We start from the raw sequence: 24,166 nt of genomic DNA, 5'->3' as shown, positions 1-24,166 counted from the left end.
CGGCAAATTTCTCCAAAACAGCCCTTAAATTGGTAGGTTATCCAGCGTAGCAGTGTCAAATCGCCAGGAGTTATAATTTCCGGCCCAAAAAAACAGGCATGCTTTTTTAAGCATGCCTGTTTTCCTTACTGTCCATTCATCAGAGCTTTTTCTGCACGTTCAATGGCCATCTTCACCAAGTTACCACAGTCCCTGGAAGAAACACTGCCCCAACCATCCTGACGCACCACATTAGCTACTCCCAGCTCTTCGGCTATTTCCTCTTTAAGAGCATCGGACATAATCGGTTTACGCCTCGGACTCATATAGCCTCAACTCCTTGTTTTTTTTTAAACAATGAAGAGACATTTATAATTTGCCCGAAAAAAACAGGACTATAGCTGTTAATTTATTTATAATTCGATAATTTTTAATAAAATATACCACTAAATTAACAAAAAAATTTCCGCCACATATGATGTTATACCAACTAATGTACGGAGGCTTTAAAATGACACGCATAGAAATAAACCGGCTGATGAAGAAATTAACTTTCTACCATCAGGGCCAGTATTACAAAACATACCCCATCGCCATCGGTAAACCTGACACACCCACCCCTCTGGGCGAGTTCAGTGTTTACGAGAAAAACCCGCGTCCTCACCAAATGCTGGGAACCCGCTGGATGGCATTTACATACCAGCGGCACGGAATCCACGGCACCTTTAACCCCTGGACCATCGGCACAGCAGCCACCGCCGGATGTGTCCGCATGTATAACGAAGACGTGGAAGAGCTGTTCCCGCTTACCCCCATCGGAACACCGGTCATCATCTTTGAAAAAGAAGAAAAAGTCAAAATTCCGGAGCATATCGGCAAAGAGGTTTACCAGGTCCGCCCCGGCGACACGGTGGAAACCATTGCCCGGCGCTTCCGAATCACCCCGGAACAATTAATCCACTTCAACAAAATCAAGTTCCCCAAATACCTGCACCCCGGCAAATTGCTGGTCATCCCCAAGTTTGAATAAGAAAAAAGAGATAACGCCTTCTAACCGGCATGTCTTTAGTTTAAGCCGGCAAGATTGAATCAAGAAAAAAGCACGCTTATTTCAGGTGTCTACTCAAAGGGGAGCATATCATCCCTTAACGCGTGCTTTTGATACTGGTTTCCTTAGCAGCTTTGCTAACTGCAAAGCGTTATAATTTCCAGTAGAACAAAGAAAAGTGCCTGAGTCGCTAAGATTCAGGCACTTTTTGTATTTCTACGCTTATCTGCCCACAAACATCTGGGTAAACATCTTACCATAGCGGCCGCCGGTGATGATGCCTATACCGATATGGGTGAAATCAGGGTTTAGGATATTTGCCCGGTGTCCGGGAGAATTCATGAGAGCGGTATGGGCTCTCTCCACCGACGAGTTTCCGGCCAGGTTCTCTCCTGCGGTACGGTAGCTAACCCCGGCATTGCGCATCATATCAAAGGGGGAACCGTATGTGGGAGACTGATGTGAAAAGTAGTTGTAATCAATCATATCCTGACTTTTCAGCCTGGCAAGCCGGGTCACCTCCAGATCGGCCTGCAGTGCCGGCAATCCCCGGCTTGTCCGTTCGTGATTTACCAAATCCAGCATCTGCTGTTCTTCTTGGGTCAGACCGCTTACCGGCTGCTCAACGGGATCCGGTTGTGGCTCCGGCTTAGGCTCGGGCTTGGGCTCAGGTTGTGGTTGTGGTTCGGGCTGCGGCTCCGGCTGCGGTTCCGGTTGTGGTTCCGGTTGTGGTTCCGGCTGCGGTTCCGGTTGCGGTTCCGGTTGCGGTTCCGGCTTGGGGTCAGGAGTCCGGACAGGAACCAATAACAGCTGCCTGGCACGAATGCCAGTGCCGGAGAGACGATTTAAGCGCATAAGCTCTGTTACGGTGGTATCATGCCTTTTGCTGATGCGGAAGAGATTTTCACCGCGTTCTGCCTGGTAAAAAGCATATGTAACCCGGTTGTTATTTTGGGCCGGTGAAGAAATTCGCTGCCATCCGTTGGATGTGTAACGGAAAACAAAACGGGTGGTGGTTGCTTCCGCCACAGAGGAGAAACCAATCATCAAGGTGATAAATAGTGCCAGGGAAAAGATGCTTGTCCATTTCTTGTGCAAAACAATACACTCCTTCAGGCTAAGATGTTAACATAACTTAATATTGTTATGATTTCATTATAATTAGTGATGCGTTTTTCTTCAAAACCCATTGCGGAGTGCAGCGCGGCAACAAATTATGTTAATTAGAAAAACAGCGGCTTCATCAGCCGCTGTTTCCTAAATTCGCACAGATGGTCAAATCTGCCATTAGCGGGGGATAATCAATTGCTGGCCGGGAAAGATCAGATCGGGGTTTTGCAGATTGTTGGCTCTGATGATGGACTCCATGGAAACACCAAACATATTGGCAATCTTCCAGACCGAGTCGCCGGAGCGAACTGTATAAACTCTTTTCTCAGGCTTTGCCGGAGGCTTGACAGGCTTGTGCGGCGGGCTTATGGGGCTTACCACCACATCCTTTTTCACCGGACGGGTCACCTTGACCCGAATCTCGATGATGGTTACCTGGCGGGCAGTCTCTCCCCCCGGATGAATATCTACTTTTACAAACTCTACCCTGGCGTCCACGTGGGCTCGCATGCCCGGAGAGGCACCGGGTACGTCTACAAAATGAACAAAATCCTCACGGACATCCTGGGAAAATACCACACTGGTTTCTGCATCCACAGCCATTATCTGCTTATGCAGTACGCCCCGGACGATGACTTTGTTGGGGATAATTTCATGGCGCAGGTTTCGGACTCTGGCATCCACCGGCTCCCGTACTTTTCTGGCCCGCCTGACAAAAATAATTTCCCGCTGAATCAAAGTCTGCGAAGAACCGGTGCCCACCACCTGCTCTAACCAGAAAGGTTTATCATGGGGGTACTGGTGAGGTTTATGGCCATGGTAAAAAGACTGATGACTGCGAGCCTGCAGAGCAACATTAAGGGGTTCAAGCCGTGACAAACGTCCCTGGATATGCAGCAAACCGCGCAGTGTCCCTGCTTTTTCCCCGTCTTCATGCTGGCAGGTAAATATCTCCACCCTGCCACCGGGCGCAACCTCCATATCCGGCCGCGCTTCAGGCACCTCCAGATATTGTTTTACAGGATAGACAACCATCTCCTCACAGGGCTGGCCCTCATTGTTTAGGTAAGGTAACTGAGCTACCACTTCCCCCTCCACTTTAACCCAGGCAAAGAGACTGGTTGCTTTAACATTAACCAGTTCTGCTTCAATTTTTGCCAAACTGGCGGGTGCTTCTGTAAACTCTGCCGGAATTGCCAAATCGATGGTTCGCGCAAACCGGCTGTGGATGGACTCAACGCTCAACGACTCTGCCAGAATCTCGCCATCCAGCTGCGCGGGCTTATAAAACATTACCTCCTGCTGCTCCTGTACGGTATAGCCCACTGACAAACGGCAGTCTCCTTTAAATGATGTACCGTCCTTGCTGCGTACCGCTTGCCAGTTTCCCCGCAGGTCTGCTGCCACATCAACTTGAACCAGATCGCCCGGCTTTATGTTGTCCACAGGCAAAAGACGGGTTTGCTGATGGGTGGTGGATGCTTTCTCCACCAGGCCTGTTTTCTCGTCCACGTAGTAGGTTTCCTGATTAATGGAAAAACGTATACAGATCTGATTTTCAAGCGCCTGGGCCTCCACATCCATAACTGTCAGTTCCGGCTCATTATACTCACTAACATTTCCGGGCAAAGACCACAATAACGAAAAATCCAACTCTGTTTCTCCCGCCGCCAATATTAACGGCAGAACACGACTGATGTGTTCAAACTTTTCATTTCCCATTTTTCACGCCTCCCCGTTTTATCGTATGTGGAAAGCAAGGAAAAGTTTACTGTCCAATGATGGGGGACAGGCACAAAAAAAATGTAGCATCAGCGATGCTACATTTTCCTGGTTATTTTCTTGGAATAAAGATCTTCTGACCCGGGAAAATCACGTTAGGATCGGTGATGTCCGGGTTTGCCGCCAGAATTTCATCAACTGTAACACTGAATTTTTTGGCGATCTTAAAGAGTGTGTCGCCGGGCTGAACCACATAAATGGTCACTGAAGGAACGGGAGCCACTTCACAGTCTGTTACAACTTCCAGCTGGACAAACTCCGTTACCTTAACAAATACTTCAATCACTGAAGTCTGACGGATTTGTGTGCGATCCTGGGGATCGATTTCAAAATCGGTGAATTCCACACGGGGATAAACCTGCACCACATGGCCGGGCATGGCCCCGGGGATATCCACAAATACAGTGAAGCGTTCAGTTACCTCGAACTCCAAAACTTCAGGAACTTCCCCATCCCGGACAAAAAAGATTTGTTTGACCAGATCGCCCTCGACAATAACTTTGTTCTCTATGACTCGCGCTTCCACGTTTTCAAAACGGGTGTCCGGCGGACCGGCAATCTTTCTGGCCGGAGCAGGCGCCTGAAGATTGGCCACAATAGTTTCCTGACGTGCGCCTTCGCCTATAACCTGGGAAACCTTCAGCAATTCTTTTGTTACCGGCACATCTCTGATATCGGTAACTACATCCACCTGAACCGTTTCCGTCACTTTGACGAATATGTCGATGATGGCGGTCTGAACTCCCATGGTAGGATCATAGTTGTCAATTACAACATTGACAAATTCCACCCTGGGGAAGACCTGCACATTGGCGCCGGGAAAAGCTCCGGGAATATCCACAAAGTGGGTAAACGGCTCATCAACGGAAACTTCATACACTACATCATCATCGGCACCCACAAAGAAAATCTGTTTGTGGAGCACACCTTCCACAACCACTTTGTTTTCAATGACCCGGGCTGTGACATTTCTGACCTCTGAATCTATCCGTTGAATCTTGCGCGCCGGACGGTCAAAATCGATGTCGGCCCGCACTTTTGCCTGCGCTGCGCCCTCACCTATTACACTATCCACCTTGAGTAGTTCGGTCATTACCCGGTCTTCCGGAATGCCAACTGCATCCACAACAACATTGAGCTGCATGGTCTCAGTGACCTTGGCAAACAATTCCAGAACCACTGTCTGCCTAAACAGAGATTCTACCCTGTCGGGCTTTTCAGGCTTGCTTGGGAAACCCGGCTTACCCCAGTTGGCGTCAACTTCCTGTGCTCCGGTCTCCTCACTTGCCGAACCCTCGTCGGCCCTGCCTTTTTTCTTGTTATCCACTATTTCCTTGATAAAGTCATGGCCAACAAACTCAATTCTTCCATGTACCTGCACATTCATGCCGGGCATTGCACCGGGCACATCCACAAAATGTACAAATCTTTCTTCCGGTACCGTAAACTCCTTCAACTGGCCGGTATCATCATCCACATAGAAAATTTGCTTATGGACGATACCTTCCACTACCACCTTATTTTCAATTACACGGCCCCGGACATTGCGAAGGGTGGCGTCTACTTCGGTGATTTTACGAACTCTGTCCGGCAGGGTTACATCTCTGATGACAGAGGTCTGTGAGGCGTTTTCACCAACGACCTGCTCCACCTTCAACAGTTCGCTGATACATTCCAGCGCAACAACATGATCATCTTTACCCATGTTCGGCCTCCTTTCATCTAATTTACTACACTATATGCAAAAAACGGAAAAATGTATCCCACGCCCCCTTTCCCGTGGCATCGCCCGTTAAATAATATGAGATTACCGCGGAAAATGTGACCAAGGCATGCATATCTTTAACATATCTATTTTCTCGCAGCAGCAAATATGTCTTTTTTTGCTTATTTTAAGCTTCGCAAAACTGTGAAACTATAACACTGGCAGCAAAAAAAGAGAAAGCACAGCTTTGTAAGCTGTGCTTTCTCTTCGTTTCAAAATTATGCCAGATTTTTCGTCTTACTTTCCCGTGCTTTTTGCATCAGTGTCAGCTCGACAGTTTCCGTTAAAACGTCTGCATAGGAAAAGGAAAGTCGCTGATTATAGTTGGGCTCATCAATTCTTACCACAAAGATAGAGGGATAGGTATTCTCAAGTACACCAACTTTTTCCAGCGTTTTCCGGCGACCCCGGTGGGCTCGCAAGCGTATTTGCTGTCCCACGTGAGTTTCCAGGCTGCGCCTGATTTGTAAAAGCGCATTGGTGGCTGCCAACATTTATCACCCCAGATAAGGTTTACTTTACAAGAAAAGCACGCTTATTCGGTTCCCTTAACGCGCGCATTGTGCCAAGTTCTGCTATCTCTTGTGCAAGCTACAGACATGTAATTTTCTACTCTAAAAGTATAGCATGTTCTGCGCTTTTTGTCAAATTATGAAATTTTTATTATACCAGCATAGATAATCTTAGTCAACCATCAATACCGGCGGTTTGCACGCAGACAGTGGCAGTTTTCTTTAGCACAAGAGCAATAACTCCTTTTTTCCAAAACTCCTCACCTTAACAGTGTGCCCATGGATTTCTCTAATATCCGCTGCGATGCAACAAAAAAATATCTGGCTCGGCTTATTTTAATAGGGAGATTTTGGCAAACCCAGGCGGAATTTTCCCTTGGTCTCTACGCCACCAATTCCATCCAGGCCGGTGATAGTGTTTTTGATAACTTCATAAATATTAACCGATTCATTTATGGAGGTAAAGGCCACCTTTTCAGTAATGAAAACCGGGTCCATGGCATGGATCAAAACACGCTGCGGAGCACTGGCAAAATTGGCACCGGCCGCCAGAATGGCCTCGTAATGGGACTGACAGGCGCCGGCAAAAATTATCAGATCATCTTTTGCCGGTTCATATTGCCTGGCCTTACGCGTGGCCTCCACAAAGTAGCGGGAATTGGAATAGCTTTTTAAATCGGTAAAATCCTTTTTGTTTTTTTTGAAGGCATCATGCCCTGTGAGAATCAGGATATCGGGCCTGTGCTCATGCAAGAGTCCCCAGATTTTTTCGGGCTGTTCTTTTTCTGGAAAATAATAACCCGCCGCATCCAGCTGTAGCGCTCGGTATGCCCGTAAACACTCGTGAAGATAGTCTTCATCTCCATCCAAATGCAGTATTTTCCCGGGGAGTTCAAAAAACTCATCGGGGGAACGTCCGCTCTTTCCCCGCAACCGCTCCCGCTCCAGGCTTCTCCTTTTATAAATTTTACTAATACAATCTTTTTGCGCCTTCTCTGAGCGAGATTTGTATTCCTGTAAATCCCCGGAATCGGGAGAGACCAGGTCATCCAAAGGAGCGTCTGCCAGCAGGCGCATATCCAGCCCTTTTAATGTGGCGGTTTTTTTACGCATATCGATCTGGACAATTTTAAAAAGGATATCCATCCCATAGGATTTGCGCCCCACCACATCTCCTACTCTAAACATATGTTCACCTACCTGTTTATTGAAGTATCAGGAACACGGTAGTTCCATGCTATAGAGTATGTGCCGGGCTAATTTTTTGTGCGCTCCAGACCCTTTTTATAATTGATGCAATATACTGAAGCAGGAGGGATACATATGCTAACAGCTGTGGTACCGGCATTAAATGAAGAGCAGCGCATAGGCTGTGTGTTAAGGCGGCTGCTGAGGATTGATGACATCAAAATAATCTATGTTATTCTTAACGGTTCAAATACTGCTACCCGTCATGAGGTTGATGAACTTTACCGGCAAAACCGGCAGAAAATCACCGTTGTTACATTTACTGAGCCCTTGGGGATTGATGTGCCCAGAGCGGTAGGGGCAAAGCTATCCTATTGCGGCGGCGCTACCTATACCATTTTTGTGGACGGTGATCTGGTGGGAGACATCACAAAAGATCTTTCCCTGTTCATCAACAACTCCGTGAAAAAACAACTGGACCTGGCCCTGATGGACTGCTACCCACTCAAGCCCATTCCCAATCTCCTAAATGAACCGATGTTTTTTTATCGCAGATACCTTAATCAAACACTAAAAATAGAGCACAAAATTAACATAGCATCACCGTCACATGGCCCCCACATGGTGTCCCGCAGACTTCTTCGCCTGGTTCCCTGGGAAGATTTTTGCATACCGCCCACATTACTGGCTTATGCGGTACTGCATAAATTGCAGATCAACATCGCCGGTAGAATCCCCCATGCCTGTCTGGGCTCACAAATAAAAAACGGTACCCACACCCACTTAATTGTGGATACCATTGCCGGAGACTGCCTGGAGGCCGCCTGCATTGCAAAGAACATCAGTCGCAGCCGAACATATGAAGGGAAAACATACCTTGGCTATCATCAGCAAAGACGATTTGACCTATTGCATCAGTTCCTGGCCGGCAGGTTGATGTGCTAAAAAAAAACGCCCAACGGCGTTTTACCAAGCGCATCTTTCTTATTTTGTGTACTTGTCGGCTACCTTGGTGGCGCCGTAAGAATCCGGTTTAATGCAGGCCTGGAAGCCGCTGCCAATCACCATGCCAACCACTTCCCGAATCAGTTCTTTAGTGTCACCCTTCTCACCCACGTCCAGATGAATTTCAATGTTTAGTCTGGAATGGCCGTTTTCTGCCAGCTTGGCTGTGACCAGTGTGGCCACTTCCAAACTCAAAAAAGTTTCATAATAAATGCGCTGCCGCAGACTCTCCATATAACGCTGTCTCTGGCGCCGAAAAAAATAGCGGGCGCCTTTACCTACGCGGTGAATAATGATAGCCGTTACAAAACAAACATCCTCACGATAGTTTGGCTGTGAGTCGGTACCGATAATCAGCTTATACTGTTCCTTAGGGTTTGCATCCATATAAGCTGTTATATCCGCATAGGCTTGATCCAGTGTAAGTTCACCCCGGGACGGGCTTTGAAAGTTCATTTAGATCTGCACCTTTCTGACGTATCAGAGGCCGCCGACTTTATTATAGAGCACCCTCGATAATTTTGCAAACTCCTGCAAAGTAAGCGTTTCCCCCCGGCGGGATAAATCAATTTCCACAGCGGAACAAACGGCAGTAAGCTGTTCCTTAGTTAAAGGAAATGCCGCATTAAGAGTATTTAACAGGGTTTTTCTGCGCTGCGCAAATACCGCCTCCACCACTTTAAAGAAAAAGGCATCATCAGCCACATCCTCAGCAGGGACGTGGTAGGGAATCAACTGAACCACCGCCGAGGAAACATCGGGCCTGGGAAAAAAAACTGTTCTTGGCACATCAAAAGCAATTTCACAACGGGCTGCATAATTGCAGATAACAGAAAGTGTCCCGTAAGCTTTACTGCCGGGTTTGGCCACAATGCGCTCCGCCACTTCTTTTTGCACCATACAAACAAGGCGCGAAAAACAGTTCCTGGAATCTTTAAGCCACCGGTATAAAAGAGGAGTGGCTACGTTATAGGGCAGATTGGCCACCAGCTTAACCGGGCCTTCCTCACAAACCGGAGCCGGATCAAAATCCATGGCATCTCCGTGAATGATTTCAACATTATCATATTCAGCCAATGTTTCTCTTAGCACCGGAATTAAGCGGGTGTCGATTTCCACAGTAAGCACCCGGGACGCATTTTCCGCCAGCTTTTGTGTCAGGGATCCTATCCCGGGCCCAATCTCCAGTATTCTGTCACTCTTTTGCACATCTGCTGCAGATATTATTTTTTTAAGGATGTTTTCATCAACCAGAAAATTCTGGCCCCATTTTTTTTTCAACTTAACACCATGCTGCTCCAGCAACCGGGAGACATGACCCGGACTTGACAATTTACTCACTGGCAAAATCCCCTTTAAATTACCTTGCATCGGTTTAGTCTTCCCTGCCGGGAAAAAAGCCGGGAACCCCCGGCTTAAGGCAGCAAATAAACACGAAGGTTTCTGCGGCCAAATTGCAGCGCTTCCTGATGGGTACCAAACAACAGGTCGATTTTGTTACCCACGATGGCACCTCCGGTATCGGCGGCAACGGCATACCCGTATCCATCGATGTACAGCCGGCTGCCCAAAGGAATAAGATTGGTATCCACCGCCACCAGATGGGGATTGTTCTCACTGCCGGTACCCGCCACCGCTTTTTGACCCGAAGCTGTAATCCCGTTGTTATTACTTCCCGTGCATTGGCTCCGCCCATTTGCATCAATGGGGCAGCCCGTTCCTGCCGTTCCACTGCAGTAAGCGGTGGCCTCCATCTGAAATACACGGTCAAAGCTGACTGAGCGCCCCCCCCGGGCAAGTACCGTATTGTCGCCATACTCCACCACACGGTCTTCTCTGGGCTGAACCATCTCAGACTGCATAACCTTCACCGAAACTTCCTCTCCGTCTTCTGAAACTATCTCCACCGTATCCTCCCTGAGACCGGCCTGTCCCTGCGACAATACCCGGGTCTCACCTCGGTCCAGCTCTGGGTTGGAGCGGCGAATTTCCCGGTAAGGAAGTTCGGTTTGCTCCGTAACCAACTTTCGCTCAACACGTACCACGCGAACAGAGTCTCCCGGGACCAGCAAATGATCACCGGCAGGTTCTACCCGGTCCATCTCCGTCAATTCTATTTCCAGCGCAGCCAGCACCTGGGCCACCGTTGCATCGGCCACCTGGTGCTCATACTCGGCTCCGTCTGCCAGCACCGGCACGGTAAAAGCACGTCTCAGTTCAATGACCATGCCCTGCTGTAAGTTTTGCTCAAGCCCGGGAGAGAGGAAATCTGCCTCTCCCACCACCACACCTGTTTCCTCCAGCAATTCAGCCACATTGTGACTGAAGGTGGAAATGGCCTTGCTTTCTCCGTCCACAACCAACTCAACATCATGACTGGCAATGTTAATGACCAACAACACTAATACTGCGGAAACAAACAGAAAAACCACCGGAGCATATCGTGCTGAAATAGGTGATTCAGCACCTGTCCGGGCACGCAAGGAAACTTGCTCCATCTTTATTCCTCCCCGCGGCTTCTTTATTTTACCCAAATCCCCGAAGTTTTGTCAAATTAGCCGCTTTTTTAGAATTAAACTTCCCCGCACATATTATTTCCATAATTTTCTTGACCTATACCCCTTGGGACAAGGGGACAGGTTCCTTGTCCCACTTTTCCAGCCAACAAAGAATAGTCTCGTGTTATATATTTCCATTTTGGGACAGTTGACCTGTCCCCTTGTCCCACTTTCGGGCATAAAAAAAGCCGCAGTCCGTTTGGACTGCGGCGTGATTAGCCTGTTTCGGTTTTTGGTTTCTATTCCAGAACTTCCACTTTTACGTTGGCGCGGCCGGCGCTGACCATACCGATGGCCTCCGCCGCTGCTTTGGATAGGTCTATGATGGCACCGGTACTGGGGCCGAAGTCATTTACCCTCACCACAACGCTACGACCGTTACGGGTGTTGGTGACCCGCAGGTTGCGACCCATCATGGAATGGGAGGGAAATGCCGCGGTCAGGGCGTTTTGATCAAAGATTTCACCATTGGCGGTACGGTTTCCATGGAAACCGGGGCCATACCAGGTTGCCTCTCCTTCAATCACCTCTCCTACCCGGCCGCTTCTGGCACTGGCGGTAATAACGGGCTCAGGTCTTTCCACTTTGGTACCAATCCGGACCACGCGGTTGACCGGCTCCTCTGCCAGCTCTTCATCTACCAGAACCCGCTTCTCTTCCTCGCCATCGGCCACGATAACCTCATAGGTTTTAATCAGTGTGCCGGGCTTACCGTCCACTTCTACATTGCGGCGGCCCTGAGCCAGGCTGGAATCATTTTTCTGCTCTGTTTCATAGGGGACGGATTTCTCTTCGGTGACCAGTTTTCTGTGGACCCGGGTAATGGCAATTTTATCTCCGTGGGTAAAACCGGCGCTCAAGCCTGGTTCCACCCGGTCTTCTTCCTCTACCGAGACATTTACCTCGCCAAGGAGACTTTCCACGTTGTCTGCTGCAGAATACACCAGACGGGTTTCTCCATCAACCTCTACAAAGACAGGCACTGCTCTTTGCAGGATGATTTCCATCTCGTTTACCAAAGATGTTTCTTCTTGGGGCTCAAGGATATCGTTACCTCGGACATAAAGTCCTTGCTCTTCCAGAACCTCACCCACATTTCCGGCACGGGTAGCAATAACTTCCGCTTCCCCGTCCACAACCAACGTTACATTTTTTACGGTAACCTGGGGATAAACCACCAGGAATAACGCGACCAGCAGGAAGACAAGTACGATTCCCTTTCCCACGGTCCGTGTGCCTGAAAATCTGGAACACAAGCCGGGAAGGGTCATGCACATCACTCACTTTCTTAAGATATTTGTGCCTAGTGTATATTTATAGCTCTTTTTTCTGTAATTATGACTATTCTCCTAATTTTGGTAAATTAAAAAGGCGTTTGGCATTTTCCGTGGTTTGCCTGGCTATTGAAGCCACATCAGTTTCCCGGATTTCTGCCACCTTTTGCGCCACCACCGCCACATGAGCCGGTTCATTGCGCTTGCCCCGGTAGGGAACCGGTGCCAGATAAGGCGCATCCGTCTCCAACAACAGCCGCTCCAGCGGAACTTCCCGGGCCACCGCCGCCAAATCTTTGGCATTTTTAAAGGTCACCGGCCCCGCCAGCGACAGATAAAACCCCAGGTCCAGACACTGCCGGGCAAAGGCTACATCACCGGAGAAGCAGTGCATTACCCCCTTAACGGCCCCTTCCTCACGCAGGATGGTTAAAACATCATGGTGAGCATCCCGGTCATGGACAATCACCGGCAAGTCCAATTCCAGAGCCAGCCTGATCTGCCGGCGAAACATTTCCTGCTGAACCGGCCGGGGGGAGTGGTCGTAGTAGTAATCCAAGCCCATTTCTCCCAGGGCTACCACTTTATTTTCTACGGCCAACCTCCTTAATCCTTCTAAACTGCCCTTAGGTGTTTGTGCCGCTTCGTGGGGATGAATGCCGACCGCTGCATACATCTGCGGGAATCTGTCCGAAAACTTCAAGGAATTTTCGGAAGACGCCAAATCATACCCCACATTAATGATGATTTCCACTCCCGCCGCTTTGGCCCGCTCTAACACTGAGGGCAAATCATCACTGAATCGTTTATCGTTTAGATGGGCATGGGTGTCAATAAGCATGCCTACTTAACTTTGCTCCCGGCGGCAATGGAGTCCTGCGGGCCCACAAGCACCAGCTTGCCTTCGCTGTCTGAGGCGGCCAGAAGCATCCCTTCGGAGCGAATTCCCCGTAATTTAACAGGCTTTAAGTTAGCTACAAAAAGAACCTGTTTGCCGGTTAGGGTTTCCGGTCCGTAATGCTGGGCAATACCAGCCACCACCTGGCGCTCTTGTTCACCCAGGCTGACGGTGAGTTTCAATAGCTTATCAGCGCCTTCCACTTTCTCTGCGGTTTTTACCTCTGCTATGCGCAGATCAACCCGGGCAAAATCGTCAATGGTGATTAAACCATCTTTTTCTGCCATTTTCTTTTTATCCTCCTTGGGGGCCGGGGCAGGCTTATCCTTTTTGGTAGCCTGACGTACCGGACCGCCTCCCTCTGCAGTTAATTCCAGGCGGGGGAACAAAACCTCCGCCGCTTTAGTCTGGGCACCGGCGGGCAGCGCACCGAACTCTTGTATGCTGTCCCAGGTATGGATCTTGCCTTCATGGGCAATCCCCAACTGCTGCCAAATACGCTCCGGTGTCCGGGGCATGAAAGGTAACAGTAACACGGAAACAATGCGAATACTTTCCAGTAAGTTGTACATTACCGTGGCCAGACGCTGTTGGTTACCTTCTTTGGCCAGCGTCCACGGTGCCGTCTCGTCAATGTATTTATTGGCGCGGGCAATAAATTTCCACAGCTCCGAGAGAGCATTGGAAAACAGCAGTTGGTCCATGCGCTCCGTCATTTTCTGCGGCAAATCCAGCGCCATGCTTTTTAGTTCCTCATCAATGGCTTCATCCAAGGAGGGTGTGGGGACTTTACCTTGGTAATATTTATTCAGCATGGCCAGTGTCCGGTTGAGCAAGTTGCCCAGGTCGTTGGCCAGGTCAAAATTAAGCCGCTGAATCAAGGCCTCTTCGCTGAAATGGCCGTCGGCTCCAAAAGGAATTTCCCGCAAGAGAAAATAGCGGATGGCATCAGAACCATAGCGCTCCACCAACACTTCGGGATCAATGACGTTTCCTTTGGACTTGGACATTTTGCCCTCTTCCAGAAGCAGCCAACCATGGCCAAAAACCTGTTTAGGTAGCTCCAAACCGAGAGCCATGAGAAAAATTGGCCAGTAAATGGTATGGAAGCGCACAATTTCCTTGCCGATTAGCTGCACATCGGCGGGCCAGAAAGCTTTCATTTTGCTGTCATCTTCTGAGAGGTAGCCTAAAGCGGTGATGTAGTTGCTTAAAGCGTCAAGCCAGACATAAATAACATGATCGGGGTCAAAAGGAACGGGAATCCCCCACTTAAAGGTGGTGCGGGAAACACATAAATCCTCCAGGCCCGGCTTTAGGAAATTATTAATCATCTCGTTTTTTCGGGATGCAGGCTGAATGAATTCCGGATTGTTCTCAATATGTTCAATGAGACGATCAGCATATTTGGACATCTTAAAGAAGTAGCTTTCCTCGGCCACCAATTCCACCGGCCGCTTACAGTCGGGGCAGTTTCCTTCCTCCACCTGACGCTCTGTCCAAAAAGCTTCACAGGGAGTGCAGTACCATCCTTCATATTTGGACTTGTAAATATCACCCTGTTCGTAAAACTTAGTAAAAATTTTCTGAACCGAATCTTTATGCCGCTGTTCGGTGGTGCGGATAAAATCATCGTAGGAGATATCCAGCACTGTCCACAGCTTTTTAATCCAATCTACTATTTCATCCACAAACTCCTGCGGCTCTTTACCCGCTTCCTGTGCCCGTCGCTCGATTTTCTGGCCGTGTTCATCTGTACCGGTGAGAAAATAAGCCTGGTGCCCCGTCAGCCTTTTAAAACGGGCCATGGCATCAGCTGCAACCGTTGTATAAGAATGGCCGATATGTAGCTTGTCACTGGGGTAGTAGATGGGAGTAGTAATATAAAACGATTTTTTTTGCATATCTATCTCTCCTCTTTATATCCAAGGGGTTCTATAACGTCTGTATATTATACCAAAGATAGGGTACTCTGGGCAAGTGTACCGTCCCTCCACGGAAAAGCTAGTAAATTTCAGGAATTTAATAAAATAATACTTGTTTATTATGGGAATTGCTGGTATAATGGCAATGTCGAAATCATGTCGAACTATGTTGAACAGGGGGAATTGTTGTTGAAATCAACGGGGATTGTACGTAAAGTAGATGAATTGGGCCGTGTAGTTATTCCCATTGAATTAAGAAGGACTTTAGGGATTGATATTAAAGATTCACTGGAGATATATGTGGACAGTGAAAAAATCATCCTCAAAAAATATGAGCCGGCATGTTTGTTTTGCGGCAATGCCGACCATGTTAAGCACCACAAGGGCCGGATTGTCTGCGAAGACTGCGTAAAAGAAATGGCCGGAGAAGAAAAGGAATAAGGGCAGCTAGCTGCCCTTATTTTTTTTGTAATATTAAGCTGTAGAGCTCATTGCGGGAAATATCCAGTGTCTGGCTGACCTGACGCATAGCTTCCTTTTTATTAAGGCCGGCGGACATTAATTTCTCCAGCAACTCCAGGGGATCTTCTGTTTGTAATACTTCAGGCTCTGCCGGTGCCAGCAGTACGGTACATTCTCCACGCGGCGAATTCTCCCGATAGTATGCCAGAATTTCCTCCAGTGAGCCGCGCTTAAATTCCTCATGCAGTTTGGTTAATTCCCGGGCCACCACCGCCGGTCGTCCGGGCTGCCGCTCTTCTAAAGCCTGCAGCGTTTTTACCAGCCGATGAGGAGCTTCGTAAAAGATAACCGTCTTATCTTCACGTGCGATTTTGTCCAGCGTCTCTTTTCTTTTGCTTCCCCGCACAGGCAAGAAACCATAAAACGTACAAGGCGAAGCAGGCAAACCTGAAGCTACCAGGGCGGTAATAACAGCAACGGGGCCCGGCAATGGCACAATGGGTATTTCATGCGCTATCGCTTCTTTTACCAACTCCTCACCGGGGTCGGCGATTCCCGGCGTTCCCGCATCGCTGACCAGTGCTATATCCAGGCCGGAGAGCAGCCAGTCAATTAAAACCGGTGTTTTTTTTTGCTTATTATGCTCGTGGTAGCTGGTGAGAACTGCACGGATTTCAAAATGACTGAGGAGCTTTCTGGTATGGCGCGTATCCTCGGCGGCAATTTTATCCACAGAACGCAGTACCTGCAAAACCCGCAGCGTAATGTCATCCAGATTCCCCAGCGGTGTGGGGCAAATATATAAGGTGCCCAGACTCATCTACACTCACTCCAAACCTAGCCTAATACATAAAGATGCAACGGTTCACAAACACTATAGCCGATTCCATATCGCCCAACAAAAGGAGCTTTCATATGAATAATACTTTTGCACGTCCTCTCATTGGCGTTACGGGAAGTAGCGGAAAAACCAGCACCATTCTGATGCTTAACTCCATTCTGGAGCAGTGCGGTAATAAACCTGCTATGCTGGAGAGCTGGAAAGGACCGGCATCATTCACTAAGCTTGTGAAAAATAACACAACAGGCAGCCGGCCCTTACTGGCGGAGGTGCCGGTGGAAGCTCTGCGACAGCGGCAGGTCAAAGGCGAAATCTTTCAATGTGCCGCACTCACCAATCTGACGGTGGACCATTTACCCGCCTGCGGTACTCAGGAGCGCTACCATGAACTTAAATCGGAATTTTTTAACCAACTGCCCCCAAGCGCAAAAGCGGTGCTAAATGCCGACGACCCGCGGTCCTTAACCTTAGCCGGCGACGGTGGATTGGACACCATCACCTTTGCCCTCCATTACCCTAATGCCATGATTGTGGCCAAAAATATCCGTACCAAAAATTTTTCATCGGTCTTTGAATTATCTGTAAACACTGACATACCTACCTTTTCAAACCGGGTTATTTCCCCCCAGACGACCAAGGTGCACCTACCCATGCTGGGCGAGCAGAATATTTATAATGCCCTGCTGGCGGCAACGCTGGCCTTGCTGCTGGATGTGGATCTGGAGTCCATAGCCCGGGCGCTGGGCCGCTTTCCCGGCATTCGCCGTAATATGGAAATCATATCTGTTGACAAAGCTTTGGTATTAGACGATGGAGCACGTAACCCGGCGGCCATCAGGGCCGCCTTGGCCGGGGCAAAGCTCTTGGGGAAACGGCGCACCCTTGTTCTGCACGGCATTTACGGAAAAGGCGGTCAGACCATCAATCGTTGCAATGCCAGGGAGCTGGCCCACTGGCTGCAGCAATCGCCCGGCTCTCAACTTATTGTAACCCGCAGTATGTACCATACCAAACACAAATATCAGGTCCGGGTCAGTGAAGAAAAAACATTTCTCACAGAGTTAAAAGAGAGCAAAACGGAGGCAGCCTATTTTCCCGATCTTCCCGATGCGGTGGAAAGTATCCTCTCCCACGCCTGTGAAGAAGATCTGATTTTATTATTGGGAGGGCCGGTCTTAGACCGGGCCAGGGAAATTATCCTGCAGTCCATTGGTGAAAACCGGACCAGCCTCACCCTGGTGCCGTCCGGGCTTGGCGGCATAAGGACCCATTCCAATCTGCAGCCCCTTGCCGGTAACCCTACCTAATATACAGTTATTCCTTGGAATCGGCGGGCTCATCCCCAGCGGGCTTATTTTCCTCCGCTTTTGCCGCAGCCCGGTTTTGCTCATAGGTGTCGGATTCGTAACGCAGGCAGCACATCAGGCGTCCGCACACTCCTGAAATCTTTGTGGGGTTAAGGGAAAGGTTCTGGTCCTTGGCCATCCGAATTGACACCGGTTCAAATTCACCCAAAAAGGTATGACAGCAAAGAACGCGGCCGCATGGCCCCAACCCACCAATCATTTTCGCTTCGTCACGAACACCGATTTGCCGCAGCTCAATGCGGGTTCTAAAGACCGCAGCCAAGTCTTTGACCAGCTCGCGGAAATCCACCCGGCCGTCCGCCGTAAAATAAAAAATAACCTTGGAGCGGTCAAATGTGTATTCCACATCAACCAGCTTCATATCGAGGCCATGCTCCTGGATTTTTTCCAGCCCCATAGCAAAGGCCTCTTCTTCTTTTTGCCTGTTTTCCAGGATTTTCTGGCAATCTTCGTCTGAAGCGATGCGAACTACTTTCTTCAGCGGCGGTATCACTTCATCGTCGGGGACTTGCTTAGGTGCCACCACCACCTCACCAAACTCCATCCCGCGGGATGTTTCTACAATGGCAAACTTGCCCGGCGTCACGTCGTTATCACCGGGATCAAAGTAATAAATTTTTCCCGCTTTCTTAAAGCGGATACCCACAACGGTCTGCATTTCCAAAAACCTCCTTTAGCCTGCGCAATGCGCCTTCCAGTGCCAACCGCACATTGACCGGGCTTTGTAAATCCTTCTGCAGTTTTAACAGGACTGCCAGCGCTTCCCGGATATCTTCGGCAGGCCACACAGATAAAAACGGTTGCAGCAACCCTTCATCCCGGCCCTGGGTAAGCAGGCTTTGCTGGCCAGTTGTCTGTAAAATCAGTAAATCACGCAAAGTAAGCAGCAGTGTATCACAAAAATCCGTTAACTCCTCATTTTCCGCCAAGCGGTCCAGCAGATCATTTATGCCACCGTTATTTTTTAAAACCTCAAGCAGTTCTACGGCCTGGTGGTTCAAAGCTGGGATGCTTTGCTCGCCGCCACCCTGCAAAGAAAATACCTGACAGCGTGATACCACGGTGGGCAGCAGCATGGCGGGATTTTTTGCCAGCAGGATAAAGACGGAGGCAGGGGGCGGCTCTTCCAACACCTTCAACAGACTGTTGGCACCCTCGGTGGTAAGCTGCCCGGCATCGGTGAGAATAAAAACCTGATACCTGGCTTCATGGGGCAGAAGATAAGCCTTTCGCTTCAGAGAGCGCACCTGCTCAATCTTCAATGATTTACCTTCAGGGTCAACCCAGTGCAGATCCGGGTGTGAACGGTTAGCTGCCTTTTTGCAATGGGCACAAATGCCGCAGGGCTCCTTTGTCTCACACAGAAGCGACGCGGCAAAAACTGCAGCCAGCTTCTTTATCGCCGCCTCGTCGGCACCGCAAAATAAATAGGCATGGGCAATGCGGTCCGCTTGTACCGCTGCCTGTAATACACGGGTAATTTTTTCACTTCCTGAAACTTCGTCCCACTTCATAGATAACCTCATAAATGTTATTATACCACAAAAATTAACACTAACGCAGCTTCTCCAAAAGAGGAGCCACCTGATTCCATATTACTGCAAACACCTCATCCTCGCTTTGGGTGCCCTTTACCACCTTAATTCGCTCCGGAAACTTATCCGCCAGGGACAAAAAACCGTCCCGGACCCGGTGGTGAAAAGAAAGTGCTTTTTGCTCCACCCGATCGGCGGTCCCTGACCCCCGCCGCTCTACCCCCACCGAGGGATCAATGTCCAGCACAAAAGTTAAGTCGGGCAACCGGTGGCTCACCGCCTGCAGATTTGTTTCCAGCACAAAAGAGAAATCCATTTCACCGCCATAGGACTGATAGGCCAGTGTGGAGTCAATAAAGCGGTCGCACAAGACCAACTGACCCTGCTTGAGGGCCGGGCCAATCACCTGGTGAAAAAGCTGAGCCCGCGCTGCAGCATAAAGAAATACTTCCGTCAGGGGAACCATTTCGCTATAGGCAGTGTCAAGTAAAATCCTGCGGACAGCATCTCCCACCGGTGTCCCCCCCGGTTCCCGGGTACATACCACCTGGATTCCCATTTGCCGGGCAGCGTCGGCCAGACGGGTCAACTGTGTTGTTTTCCCGGCGCCGTCGGGCCCCTCCAGGGTTATAAAAAATCCTTTTTTCATCGTCCCACCTCTTGTTTAACAAGCCTGAGCCGGCCTGCGTTGTCCAGTCCACGAAAGCTTATTCCTGCGGCACAGGCATCCTTGATATATGAGGCCACATCCGGTGTCACCACTTCCCCCGGTGCCAACAGCGGCACCCCGGGGGGGTAGCTAACCACCGTTCCCGCCGAAATATACCCCACCGCCTCAGCGGCAGTCAAAAAACATGCCGGTGCAAAAAAGGCTTCGCCGGGTGCCATGGCCTGCTGCGGCTCGGGCAGAGGCGGTACCTTTTTTCCGGGAGTGCACTTGTCCAGGGTGGCAATAATTTGTTCTGCCAGCTCCACATTTTCCGGTGGGCAGAAGCCGGGGCCCATTATTGCCAACAGGTGCCCGGGCTGCCCAAACTCCACATCTATGCCCATACCTGCCAACAGAGCTGCTGCTTGCCTGCCACAGCAACCCATCTCCCCTGTGAGCACAGTAAGGCGCGTAAGGTCCAGGGAAAATCCCAGGCCTTCCACATCACCTGGCGTCAAAAGCGGCAGGCTATCTGCCAGCTGCCGGCGCAGCTTCTGGGCCTGAGCCAGCATTTCACCCGCTACCTGTTGGCCGTATAAGGCCATCTGCTTTCTTGCCGCATCCAGCGATAAAAGCAGCGGATATGGAGGACTGCTGGTCTGTACCATCTGCAAAGAGGAGCGCAGCCTCTCCTGATCTATACCGTTTCCATGCCGGTGCAGCACTGCTCCCGGCGTAAGCGCACCCAGTGTTTTATGCCAGCTTTGCACCCGCAAGTCCGCCAGGTGGCCCCTGTTTTGGGGAAATCCGGAGTGAAAGCCAAGATGGGCTCCATGCGCCTCATCCAAAAGCAGCAGTGCATTATGCTGCCTGACTACCTCATAAATCCCGGCCATATCGGCACACACGCCGTAATAGTTGGGACTGGTGAGAAAAACTGCTTTTGCTTCAGGATAGTTGGCAAAGCCTTGTTGCAGGGCATCTGCCGTGATGTTCAGGGGCACGCTTTTATACTCTGCCACCGGCAGGAAACGGGGTGTTGCGCCACAGAGGATTAATCCATGATAAAAAGAACCATGAGCGTTTCGCGGCACCAAAACAATGTCCCCGCGACCACAGGTGGCCATTAGCATGGCCTGTACACCGGCACTGCTGCCGTTTACCAGAAAGAACGACTCTTCTGCCTGCCACAGTTCCGCAGCCAGCTGCTGCGCCTGAAATATCGCCTCCCGTGGGGCAAACAGATCATCCAGGCCGGAAAGCTCGGTCAGGTCGTAGCGGGCAACAGAGCCCAGCCTTTCCCGGACTTCCGGAGGCAGGCCCGGACCTCCGCCATGGCCCGGTACGTGCAGCCAGGCCTGCTTCTTTGCCGTATGCTTTTGTAGTGCTTGCCAGAGCGGCAGTTGATTTTGCTCCATAACGTTGTTATTCTTCCACAAAAAACAGCAATTACCTGTCTTTAACAAAAAATCCCGCCAAAAAGGCAACAAAAACGCCGGGCTCAGCCCGGCGTTTTTTAGCACTTGTCAATATCCCGCTTCACAGGCGGGCCATATCCGCTTTAGCTTCTCCACGTATTCAGGGTAACGCGGGTGCGTGGTGTCGGTGCGTATAAGGGTTCCTTCACACTCTCGGCAAATAACGGCCTGGAAAATATGCAGGCCTTCTGCTGTTTCTTTTGTGCAAAACAGACAAATTTCAGGTTTCATGCCGCTTCGCTCCTTTTACCAAGGTTCGAACATTTATTATTTCACTTCTGCTGATATTTTATGCATGAACCTCTCAAAAGGAGAAAAGAAATCAGGATAAGCTGTAATTGGGAGCTTCCTTGGTAATATGCACATCATGGGGATGGTTTTCCCGCAGGCTGGCGCTGGTGATGCGCATAAATTCAGTTTTGGTTTTTAATTCTTCAACATTTTTAACGCCGCAGTAGCCCATGCCTGCCCGCAGGCCGCCAATCAACTGATAAACGGTATCGCCGATGGTGCCGCGATAAGGAACACGGCCTTCAATTCCTTCCGGCACCAACTTCTGCTCGTTTTCCTGGAAATAGCGGTCTTTACTGCCGTCTTTCATGGCAGACAGGGAACCCATACCGCGATAGACTTTATAGCTTCTACCCTGGAAAATTTCGATTTCCCCGGGGCTTTCCTCGGCACCGGCAAACAGACTGCCCACCATAATCACATCGGCGCCGGCTCCGATGGCTTTGGTAATGTCACCGGAGAATTTAATGCCGCCGTCGGCCACAATGGGAACTCCGTAGGCTGCCGCTGCATTAGCTGCATCGTAAATAGCAGTAATCTGCGGCACCCCGATGCCGGCCACCACACGGGTAGTGCAGATGGAACCGGGACCCACACCCACTTTAACCGCATCGGCACCGGCCTCAATCAAATCCTTGGTTCCGCTACCGGTGGCCACGTTGCCTGCCACCACGTTAACCTCAGGATATGTATTCTTTATGGTGTTTACGGTTTTTAAAACTCCGGCGGAATGGCCATGAGCGGTGTCAATTACCAGCACATCCACACCGGCCTCAACCAGCGCCTTTGTCCGCTCCATGGTATCATGGGATACTCCCACCGAAGCTGCTGCCAGCAACCGGCCATTGGCATCCTTGGCCGACCGGGGGTACTGAATGGCCTTTTCAATATCTTTAATGGTAATCAGGCCTTTGAGCATGAAATCATCATCCACAATGGGCAGCTTTTCCACCTTGTGCTGCTGCAGAATCTCCTGAGCCTGCTGCAGCGTGGTTCCCACCGGCGCCACCACCAGCCTGTCCTTGGTCATCACATCTTTAATCAGGCGATCATAATTTGTTTCAAACCGCAAGTCACGGTTGGTGATAATGCCCACCAGCTTACCCTCTACCGTAATAGGCACACCGGAAATACGGTATCGCTCCATAAGCGCCGCCGCATCATGGATCTGGTGCTCAGGGGACAGATGAAAAGGATTGGTGATTACCCCATGCTCGGAGCGTTTAACCTTGTCCACTTCCGCAGCCTGAAACTCCACCGACATGTTTTTATGAATTACACCAACGCCGCCTTCCCGGGCCATGGCGATGGCCATACGGCTTTCGGTTACGGTATCCATACCCGCACTCATTAAAGGTATGTTTAACCGGATATTTTTAGTTAACTGAGTGGTAACATCCACATCCGAGGGGAGAACTTGGGACTTTGACGGTATGAGCAAAACATCGTCAAAGGTTATGCCCTCTTTCCTGAATTTTTCCGGAAACATCTTAATCGTCCCCTTTTCTTGTAAAATTTGCTTAATCGTAACAAAAATCAGGACAGGTGTCAACTGTCCTTAATTTGCTTCCATTCTTGCAGCCTGAACACCTCTTCTTCGGTAAAGACAGAAATTCCCTTTTGCTTCAGCAACGCCGTCGTAACTCCGTCTCCTGGCTGCAGGGTTCCAGCAAACGAACCGTCATAAACCCTGCCGCAACCACAAGATGGGCTGCGAGCCTTAAATATTGCCGCCCGTACGCCATAGAGCTCAGCTAATGATAGCGTTTCCCGGGCACCGCGCAAAAAAGCTTCGGACCTGTCCTGGCCGGCGGCGGTACACACCCGGGCTCTGCCCTGCAGAACCTGCTCACCCGCTCCGCCACTGATTTCCGCCGCAGGCCGCGGCGTGGGCAAACCTCCCAACTGCTCAGGGCAGACAGGGAGCAAATTTAACTCCCCGCTTAGAGCCAGCACAGCGGCGTTGCGGTTGTTACCGGCATTATACTTGGCGTTAACCCCCAAAAGGCAAGCGCTGACCAAAATCCATTCTTTATCATGCTTCATCTACTTTGTTACTCCGTCAAGGGAATCCCATAGCTCATTGGCTTCTCCGCCCACCACCGTCAGAATCAGACGATTTGGTAAACAGACAATGGCATCGCCGGAGCGCTCCACCCAACCAACAGACGAACAGATGCCCAACGGACAGATATCATTAGGCATGGGCAGCACCCGAACCCGGCCTGCCACAATTTCCACCTCCGCCTCACCGGCGGGAAACTCGACAATAATAGTGTCATCACCGTCTTCGTTGATGGGAATTTCATCAAGTATTTCGCCGTCCAGCTCCACTCGCAAAAAACGGTTACCCGAAGCTGCAGGCATAGCCTGCAGGCCAATAAGCCCAAATGCTACCAGCAAAACCACCACAACAACAACCAAATCCCCTTTTTTCCAGGTCACTGGCTACACTTCTTTCGTTAAGAGTATAACCAATATTGTACCATATAACGTACC

At 50.0% G+C, this 24,166-nt stretch carries 25 protein-coding genes; 4 read left to right on the top strand and 21 right to left on the bottom strand.

The window, feature by feature from the left end; genetic code table 11:
- Positions 1 to 125: 125 nt before the first annotated feature.
- The gene (locus DEALDRAFT_RS12710; protein ID WP_008518120.1) at positions 126 to 305 is read right to left on the bottom strand and encodes a small, acid-soluble spore protein, alpha/beta type; all 180 of its coding nucleotides are present in this window, start codon (positions 303 to 305) and stop codon (positions 126 to 128) included.
- Positions 306 to 490: 185 nt separating this feature from the next.
- Here DEALDRAFT_RS12710 and DEALDRAFT_RS12705 point away from each other — a divergent pair, with 185 nt between their 5' ends.
- A complete protein-coding gene (locus tag DEALDRAFT_RS12705; RefSeq protein WP_008518118.1) occupies positions 491 to 1,009 on the top strand; it encodes a L,D-transpeptidase family protein in 519 nt (172 codons plus the stop codon).
- Between the two features lie 240 nt (positions 1,010 to 1,249).
- On the opposite strand, the gene DEALDRAFT_RS16205 is transcribed toward DEALDRAFT_RS12705, so the two are convergent.
- The 5 genes from DEALDRAFT_RS16205 to yabG form a co-directional block, all read right to left on the bottom strand.
- Positions 1,250 to 2,125, bottom strand: a complete 876-nt coding sequence (locus tag DEALDRAFT_RS16205) for a CAP domain-containing protein (RefSeq protein WP_008518116.1) — start codon at positions 2,123 to 2,125, stop codon at positions 1,250 to 1,252.
- 189 nt (positions 2,126 to 2,314) lie between these two features.
- Complete coding sequence (locus tag DEALDRAFT_RS17275; protein WP_008518114.1) at positions 2,315 to 3,859, bottom strand: LysM peptidoglycan-binding domain-containing protein; 1,545 nt, start codon at positions 3,857 to 3,859, stop codon at positions 2,315 to 2,317.
- 112 nt (positions 3,860 to 3,971) lie between these two features.
- Complete coding sequence (locus DEALDRAFT_RS12690; protein WP_008518111.1) at positions 3,972 to 5,624, bottom strand: DUF3794 and LysM peptidoglycan-binding domain-containing protein; 1,653 nt, start codon at positions 5,622 to 5,624, stop codon at positions 3,972 to 3,974.
- Between the two features lie 278 nt (positions 5,625 to 5,902).
- Entirely contained in the window at positions 5,903 to 6,178 is a 276-nt protein-coding gene (locus tag DEALDRAFT_RS12685; RefSeq protein WP_008518109.1) for a Veg family protein, read from the bottom strand.
- Between the two features lie 354 nt (positions 6,179 to 6,532).
- The gene (gene yabG / locus DEALDRAFT_RS12680) at positions 6,533 to 7,384 is read right to left on the bottom strand and encodes a sporulation peptidase YabG (RefSeq protein ID WP_008518108.1); all 852 of its coding nucleotides are present in this window, start codon (positions 7,382 to 7,384) and stop codon (positions 6,533 to 6,535) included.
- Positions 7,385 to 7,519: 135 nt separating this feature from the next.
- Between yabG and DEALDRAFT_RS12675 the strand changes: the two genes are divergently transcribed.
- Positions 7,520 to 8,329, top strand: a complete 810-nt coding sequence (locus DEALDRAFT_RS12675) for a glycosyltransferase family 2 protein (RefSeq protein ID WP_008518107.1) — start codon at positions 7,520 to 7,522, stop codon at positions 8,327 to 8,329.
- A 39-nt stretch (positions 8,330 to 8,368) separates the two neighbouring features.
- Here DEALDRAFT_RS12675 and DEALDRAFT_RS12670 read toward each other — a convergent pair whose 3' ends face one another.
- The 6 genes from DEALDRAFT_RS12670 to metG all read right to left on the bottom strand — a co-directional run bounded on the left by DEALDRAFT_RS12670 (position 8,369) and on the right by metG (position 15,023).
- Positions 8,369 to 8,845, bottom strand: coding sequence for a ribonuclease H-like YkuK family protein (locus DEALDRAFT_RS12670; RefSeq protein ID WP_008518105.1), 477 nt, complete (start codon positions 8,843 to 8,845; stop codon positions 8,369 to 8,371).
- Positions 8,846 to 8,869: 24 nt separating this feature from the next.
- Complete coding sequence (rsmA, locus tag DEALDRAFT_RS12665; protein WP_050780825.1) at positions 8,870 to 9,730, bottom strand: 16S rRNA (adenine(1518)-N(6)/adenine(1519)-N(6))-dimethyltransferase RsmA; 861 nt, start codon at positions 9,728 to 9,730, stop codon at positions 8,870 to 8,872.
- A 74-nt stretch (positions 9,731 to 9,804) separates the two neighbouring features.
- The gene (locus DEALDRAFT_RS16195) at positions 9,805 to 10,887 is read right to left on the bottom strand and encodes a 3D domain-containing protein (RefSeq protein ID WP_008518102.1); all 1,083 of its coding nucleotides are present in this window, start codon (positions 10,885 to 10,887) and stop codon (positions 9,805 to 9,807) included.
- 299 nt (positions 10,888 to 11,186) lie between these two features.
- Entirely contained in the window at positions 11,187 to 12,173 is a 987-nt protein-coding gene (locus tag DEALDRAFT_RS17445; protein WP_161598031.1) for a septal ring lytic transglycosylase RlpA family protein, read from the bottom strand.
- A gap of 115 nt (positions 12,174 to 12,288) precedes the next feature.
- Positions 12,289 to 13,062, bottom strand: coding sequence for a TatD family hydrolase (locus DEALDRAFT_RS12650; RefSeq protein ID WP_008518099.1), 774 nt, complete (start codon positions 13,060 to 13,062; stop codon positions 12,289 to 12,291).
- Between the two features lie 2 nt (positions 13,063 to 13,064).
- Positions 13,065 to 15,023, bottom strand: a complete 1,959-nt coding sequence (gene metG, locus DEALDRAFT_RS12645) for a methionine--tRNA ligase (protein ID WP_008518097.1) — start codon at positions 15,021 to 15,023, stop codon at positions 13,065 to 13,067.
- Between the two features lie 207 nt (positions 15,024 to 15,230).
- On the opposite strand from metG, the gene DEALDRAFT_RS12640 reads away from it, so the two are divergent.
- The gene (locus DEALDRAFT_RS12640) at positions 15,231 to 15,485 is read left to right on the top strand and encodes an AbrB/MazE/SpoVT family DNA-binding domain-containing protein (RefSeq protein WP_008518095.1); all 255 of its coding nucleotides are present in this window, start codon (positions 15,231 to 15,233) and stop codon (positions 15,483 to 15,485) included.
- A 16-nt stretch (positions 15,486 to 15,501) separates the two neighbouring features.
- On the opposite strand, the gene rsmI is transcribed toward DEALDRAFT_RS12640, so the two are convergent.
- Entirely contained in the window at positions 15,502 to 16,326 is an 825-nt protein-coding gene (gene rsmI / locus DEALDRAFT_RS12635) for a 16S rRNA (cytidine(1402)-2'-O)-methyltransferase (protein ID WP_008518093.1), read from the bottom strand.
- A 95-nt stretch (positions 16,327 to 16,421) separates the two neighbouring features.
- Here rsmI and DEALDRAFT_RS12630 point away from each other — a divergent pair, with 95 nt between their 5' ends.
- On the top strand, positions 16,422 to 17,654 hold the full coding sequence (locus tag DEALDRAFT_RS12630) for a Mur ligase family protein (protein WP_008518091.1): 1,233 nt from the start codon (positions 16,422 to 16,424) through the stop codon (positions 17,652 to 17,654).
- Positions 17,655 to 17,661: 7 nt separating this feature from the next.
- Here the strand turns inward: DEALDRAFT_RS12630 and DEALDRAFT_RS12625 are convergent, their stop codons facing one another.
- The 8 genes from DEALDRAFT_RS12625 to DEALDRAFT_RS12590 form a co-directional block, all read right to left on the bottom strand.
- On the bottom strand, positions 17,662 to 18,372 hold the full coding sequence (locus DEALDRAFT_RS12625; protein WP_008518089.1) for a PSP1 domain-containing protein: 711 nt from the start codon (positions 18,370 to 18,372) through the stop codon (positions 17,662 to 17,664).
- A complete protein-coding gene (locus DEALDRAFT_RS16185) occupies positions 18,344 to 19,228 on the bottom strand; it encodes a DNA polymerase III subunit (protein ID WP_008518087.1) in 885 nt (294 codons plus the stop codon). The genes DEALDRAFT_RS12625 and DEALDRAFT_RS16185 overlap by 29 nt, the downstream gene beginning before the upstream one ends.
- 40 nt (positions 19,229 to 19,268) lie before the next feature.
- A complete protein-coding gene (gene tmk / locus DEALDRAFT_RS12615; protein WP_008518084.1) occupies positions 19,269 to 19,898 on the bottom strand; it encodes a dTMP kinase in 630 nt (209 codons plus the stop codon).
- Entirely contained in the window at positions 19,895 to 21,316 is a 1,422-nt protein-coding gene (locus DEALDRAFT_RS12610; RefSeq protein ID WP_143753457.1) for an aminotransferase class I/II-fold pyridoxal phosphate-dependent enzyme, read from the bottom strand. The genes tmk and DEALDRAFT_RS12610 overlap by 4 nt, the downstream gene beginning before the upstream one ends.
- A gap of 108 nt (positions 21,317 to 21,424) precedes the next feature.
- Positions 21,425 to 21,607 carry a sigma factor G inhibitor Gin gene (locus DEALDRAFT_RS12605; protein WP_008518081.1) on the bottom strand — a complete coding sequence of 61 codons (183 nt, stop codon included), beginning with the start codon at positions 21,605 to 21,607 and terminating at the stop codon, positions 21,425 to 21,427.
- Positions 21,608 to 21,698: 91 nt separating this feature from the next.
- Positions 21,699 to 23,156 (bottom strand): IMP dehydrogenase, encoded by a 1,458-nt coding sequence (guaB, locus tag DEALDRAFT_RS12600; protein WP_040379076.1) that lies wholly within the window; start codon positions 23,154 to 23,156, stop codon positions 21,699 to 21,701.
- Between the two features lie 59 nt (positions 23,157 to 23,215).
- Complete coding sequence (locus tag DEALDRAFT_RS12595) at positions 23,216 to 23,713, bottom strand: DUF523 domain-containing protein (RefSeq protein ID WP_008518077.1); 498 nt, start codon at positions 23,711 to 23,713, stop codon at positions 23,216 to 23,218.
- Positions 23,714 to 24,112: a NusG domain II-containing protein gene (locus tag DEALDRAFT_RS12590; RefSeq protein ID WP_040379074.1), complete on the bottom strand. Its 399-nt coding sequence runs from the start codon at positions 24,110 to 24,112 to the stop codon at positions 23,714 to 23,716.
- Positions 24,113 to 24,166: the final 54 nt, after the last annotated feature.

It is taken from the genome of Dethiobacter alkaliphilus AHT 1, assembly GCF_000174415.1.
Classification (GTDB): domain Bacteria; phylum Bacillota; class Dethiobacteria; order Dethiobacterales; family Dethiobacteraceae; genus Dethiobacter; species Dethiobacter alkaliphilus.
Note: the sequence above shows the minus strand (reverse complement) of the source record. Positions and strands in the feature narration are given on the sequence as shown.

Coding starts and splice junctions, on each gene's coding strand:
- DEALDRAFT_RS12690 (WP_008518111.1), bottom strand. CDS start 5,624: ATGGGTAAAGATGATCATGTTGTTGCGCTGGAATGTATCAGCGAACTG.
- DEALDRAFT_RS12710 (WP_008518120.1), bottom strand. CDS start 305: ATGAGTCCGAGGCGTAAACCGATTATGTCCGATGCTCTTAAAGAGGAA.
- metG (WP_008518097.1), bottom strand. CDS start 15,023: ATGCAAAAAAAATCGTTTTATATTACTACTCCCATCTACTACCCCAGT.
- DEALDRAFT_RS12650 (WP_008518099.1), bottom strand. CDS start 13,062: ATGCTTATTGACACCCATGCCCATCTAAACGATAAACGATTCAGTGAT.
- DEALDRAFT_RS16185 (WP_008518087.1), bottom strand. CDS start 19,228: ATGAAGTGGGACGAAGTTTCAGGAAGTGAAAAAATTACCCGTGTATTA.
- rsmI (WP_008518093.1), bottom strand. CDS start 16,326: ATGAGTCTGGGCACCTTATATATTTGCCCCACACCGCTGGGGAATCTG.
- DEALDRAFT_RS12605 (WP_008518081.1), bottom strand. CDS start 21,607: ATGAAACCTGAAATTTGTCTGTTTTGCACAAAAGAAACAGCAGAAGGC.
- DEALDRAFT_RS12705 (WP_008518118.1), top strand. CDS start 491: ATGACACGCATAGAAATAAACCGGCTGATGAAGAAATTAACTTTCTAC.
- DEALDRAFT_RS12675 (WP_008518107.1), top strand. CDS start 7,520: ATGCTAACAGCTGTGGTACCGGCATTAAATGAAGAGCAGCGCATAGGC.
- DEALDRAFT_RS12630 (WP_008518091.1), top strand. CDS start 16,422: ATGAATAATACTTTTGCACGTCCTCTCATTGGCGTTACGGGAAGTAGC.
- guaB (WP_040379076.1), bottom strand. CDS start 23,156: ATGTTTCCGGAAAAATTCAGGAAAGAGGGCATAACCTTTGACGATGTT.
- DEALDRAFT_RS12625 (WP_008518089.1), bottom strand. CDS start 18,372: ATGCAGACCGTTGTGGGTATCCGCTTTAAGAAAGCGGGAAAAATTTAT.
- DEALDRAFT_RS12685 (WP_008518109.1), bottom strand. CDS start 6,178: ATGTTGGCAGCCACCAATGCGCTTTTACAAATCAGGCGCAGCCTGGAA.
- DEALDRAFT_RS17275 (WP_008518114.1), bottom strand. CDS start 3,859: ATGGGAAATGAAAAGTTTGAACACATCAGTCGTGTTCTGCCGTTAATA.
- DEALDRAFT_RS16195 (WP_008518102.1), bottom strand. CDS start 10,887: ATGGAGCAAGTTTCCTTGCGTGCCCGGACAGGTGCTGAATCACCTATT.
- DEALDRAFT_RS12610 (WP_143753457.1), bottom strand. CDS start 21,316: ATGGAGCAAAATCAACTGCCGCTCTGGCAAGCACTACAAAAGCATACG.
- yabG (WP_008518108.1), bottom strand. CDS start 7,384: ATGTTTAGAGTAGGAGATGTGGTGGGGCGCAAATCCTATGGGATGGAT.
- tmk (WP_008518084.1), bottom strand. CDS start 19,898: ATGAAAAAAGGATTTTTTATAACCCTGGAGGGGCCCGACGGCGCCGGG.
- DEALDRAFT_RS12595 (WP_008518077.1), bottom strand. CDS start 23,713: ATGAAGCATGATAAAGAATGGATTTTGGTCAGCGCTTGCCTTTTGGGG.
- DEALDRAFT_RS12670 (WP_008518105.1), bottom strand. CDS start 8,845: ATGAACTTTCAAAGCCCGTCCCGGGGTGAACTTACACTGGATCAAGCC.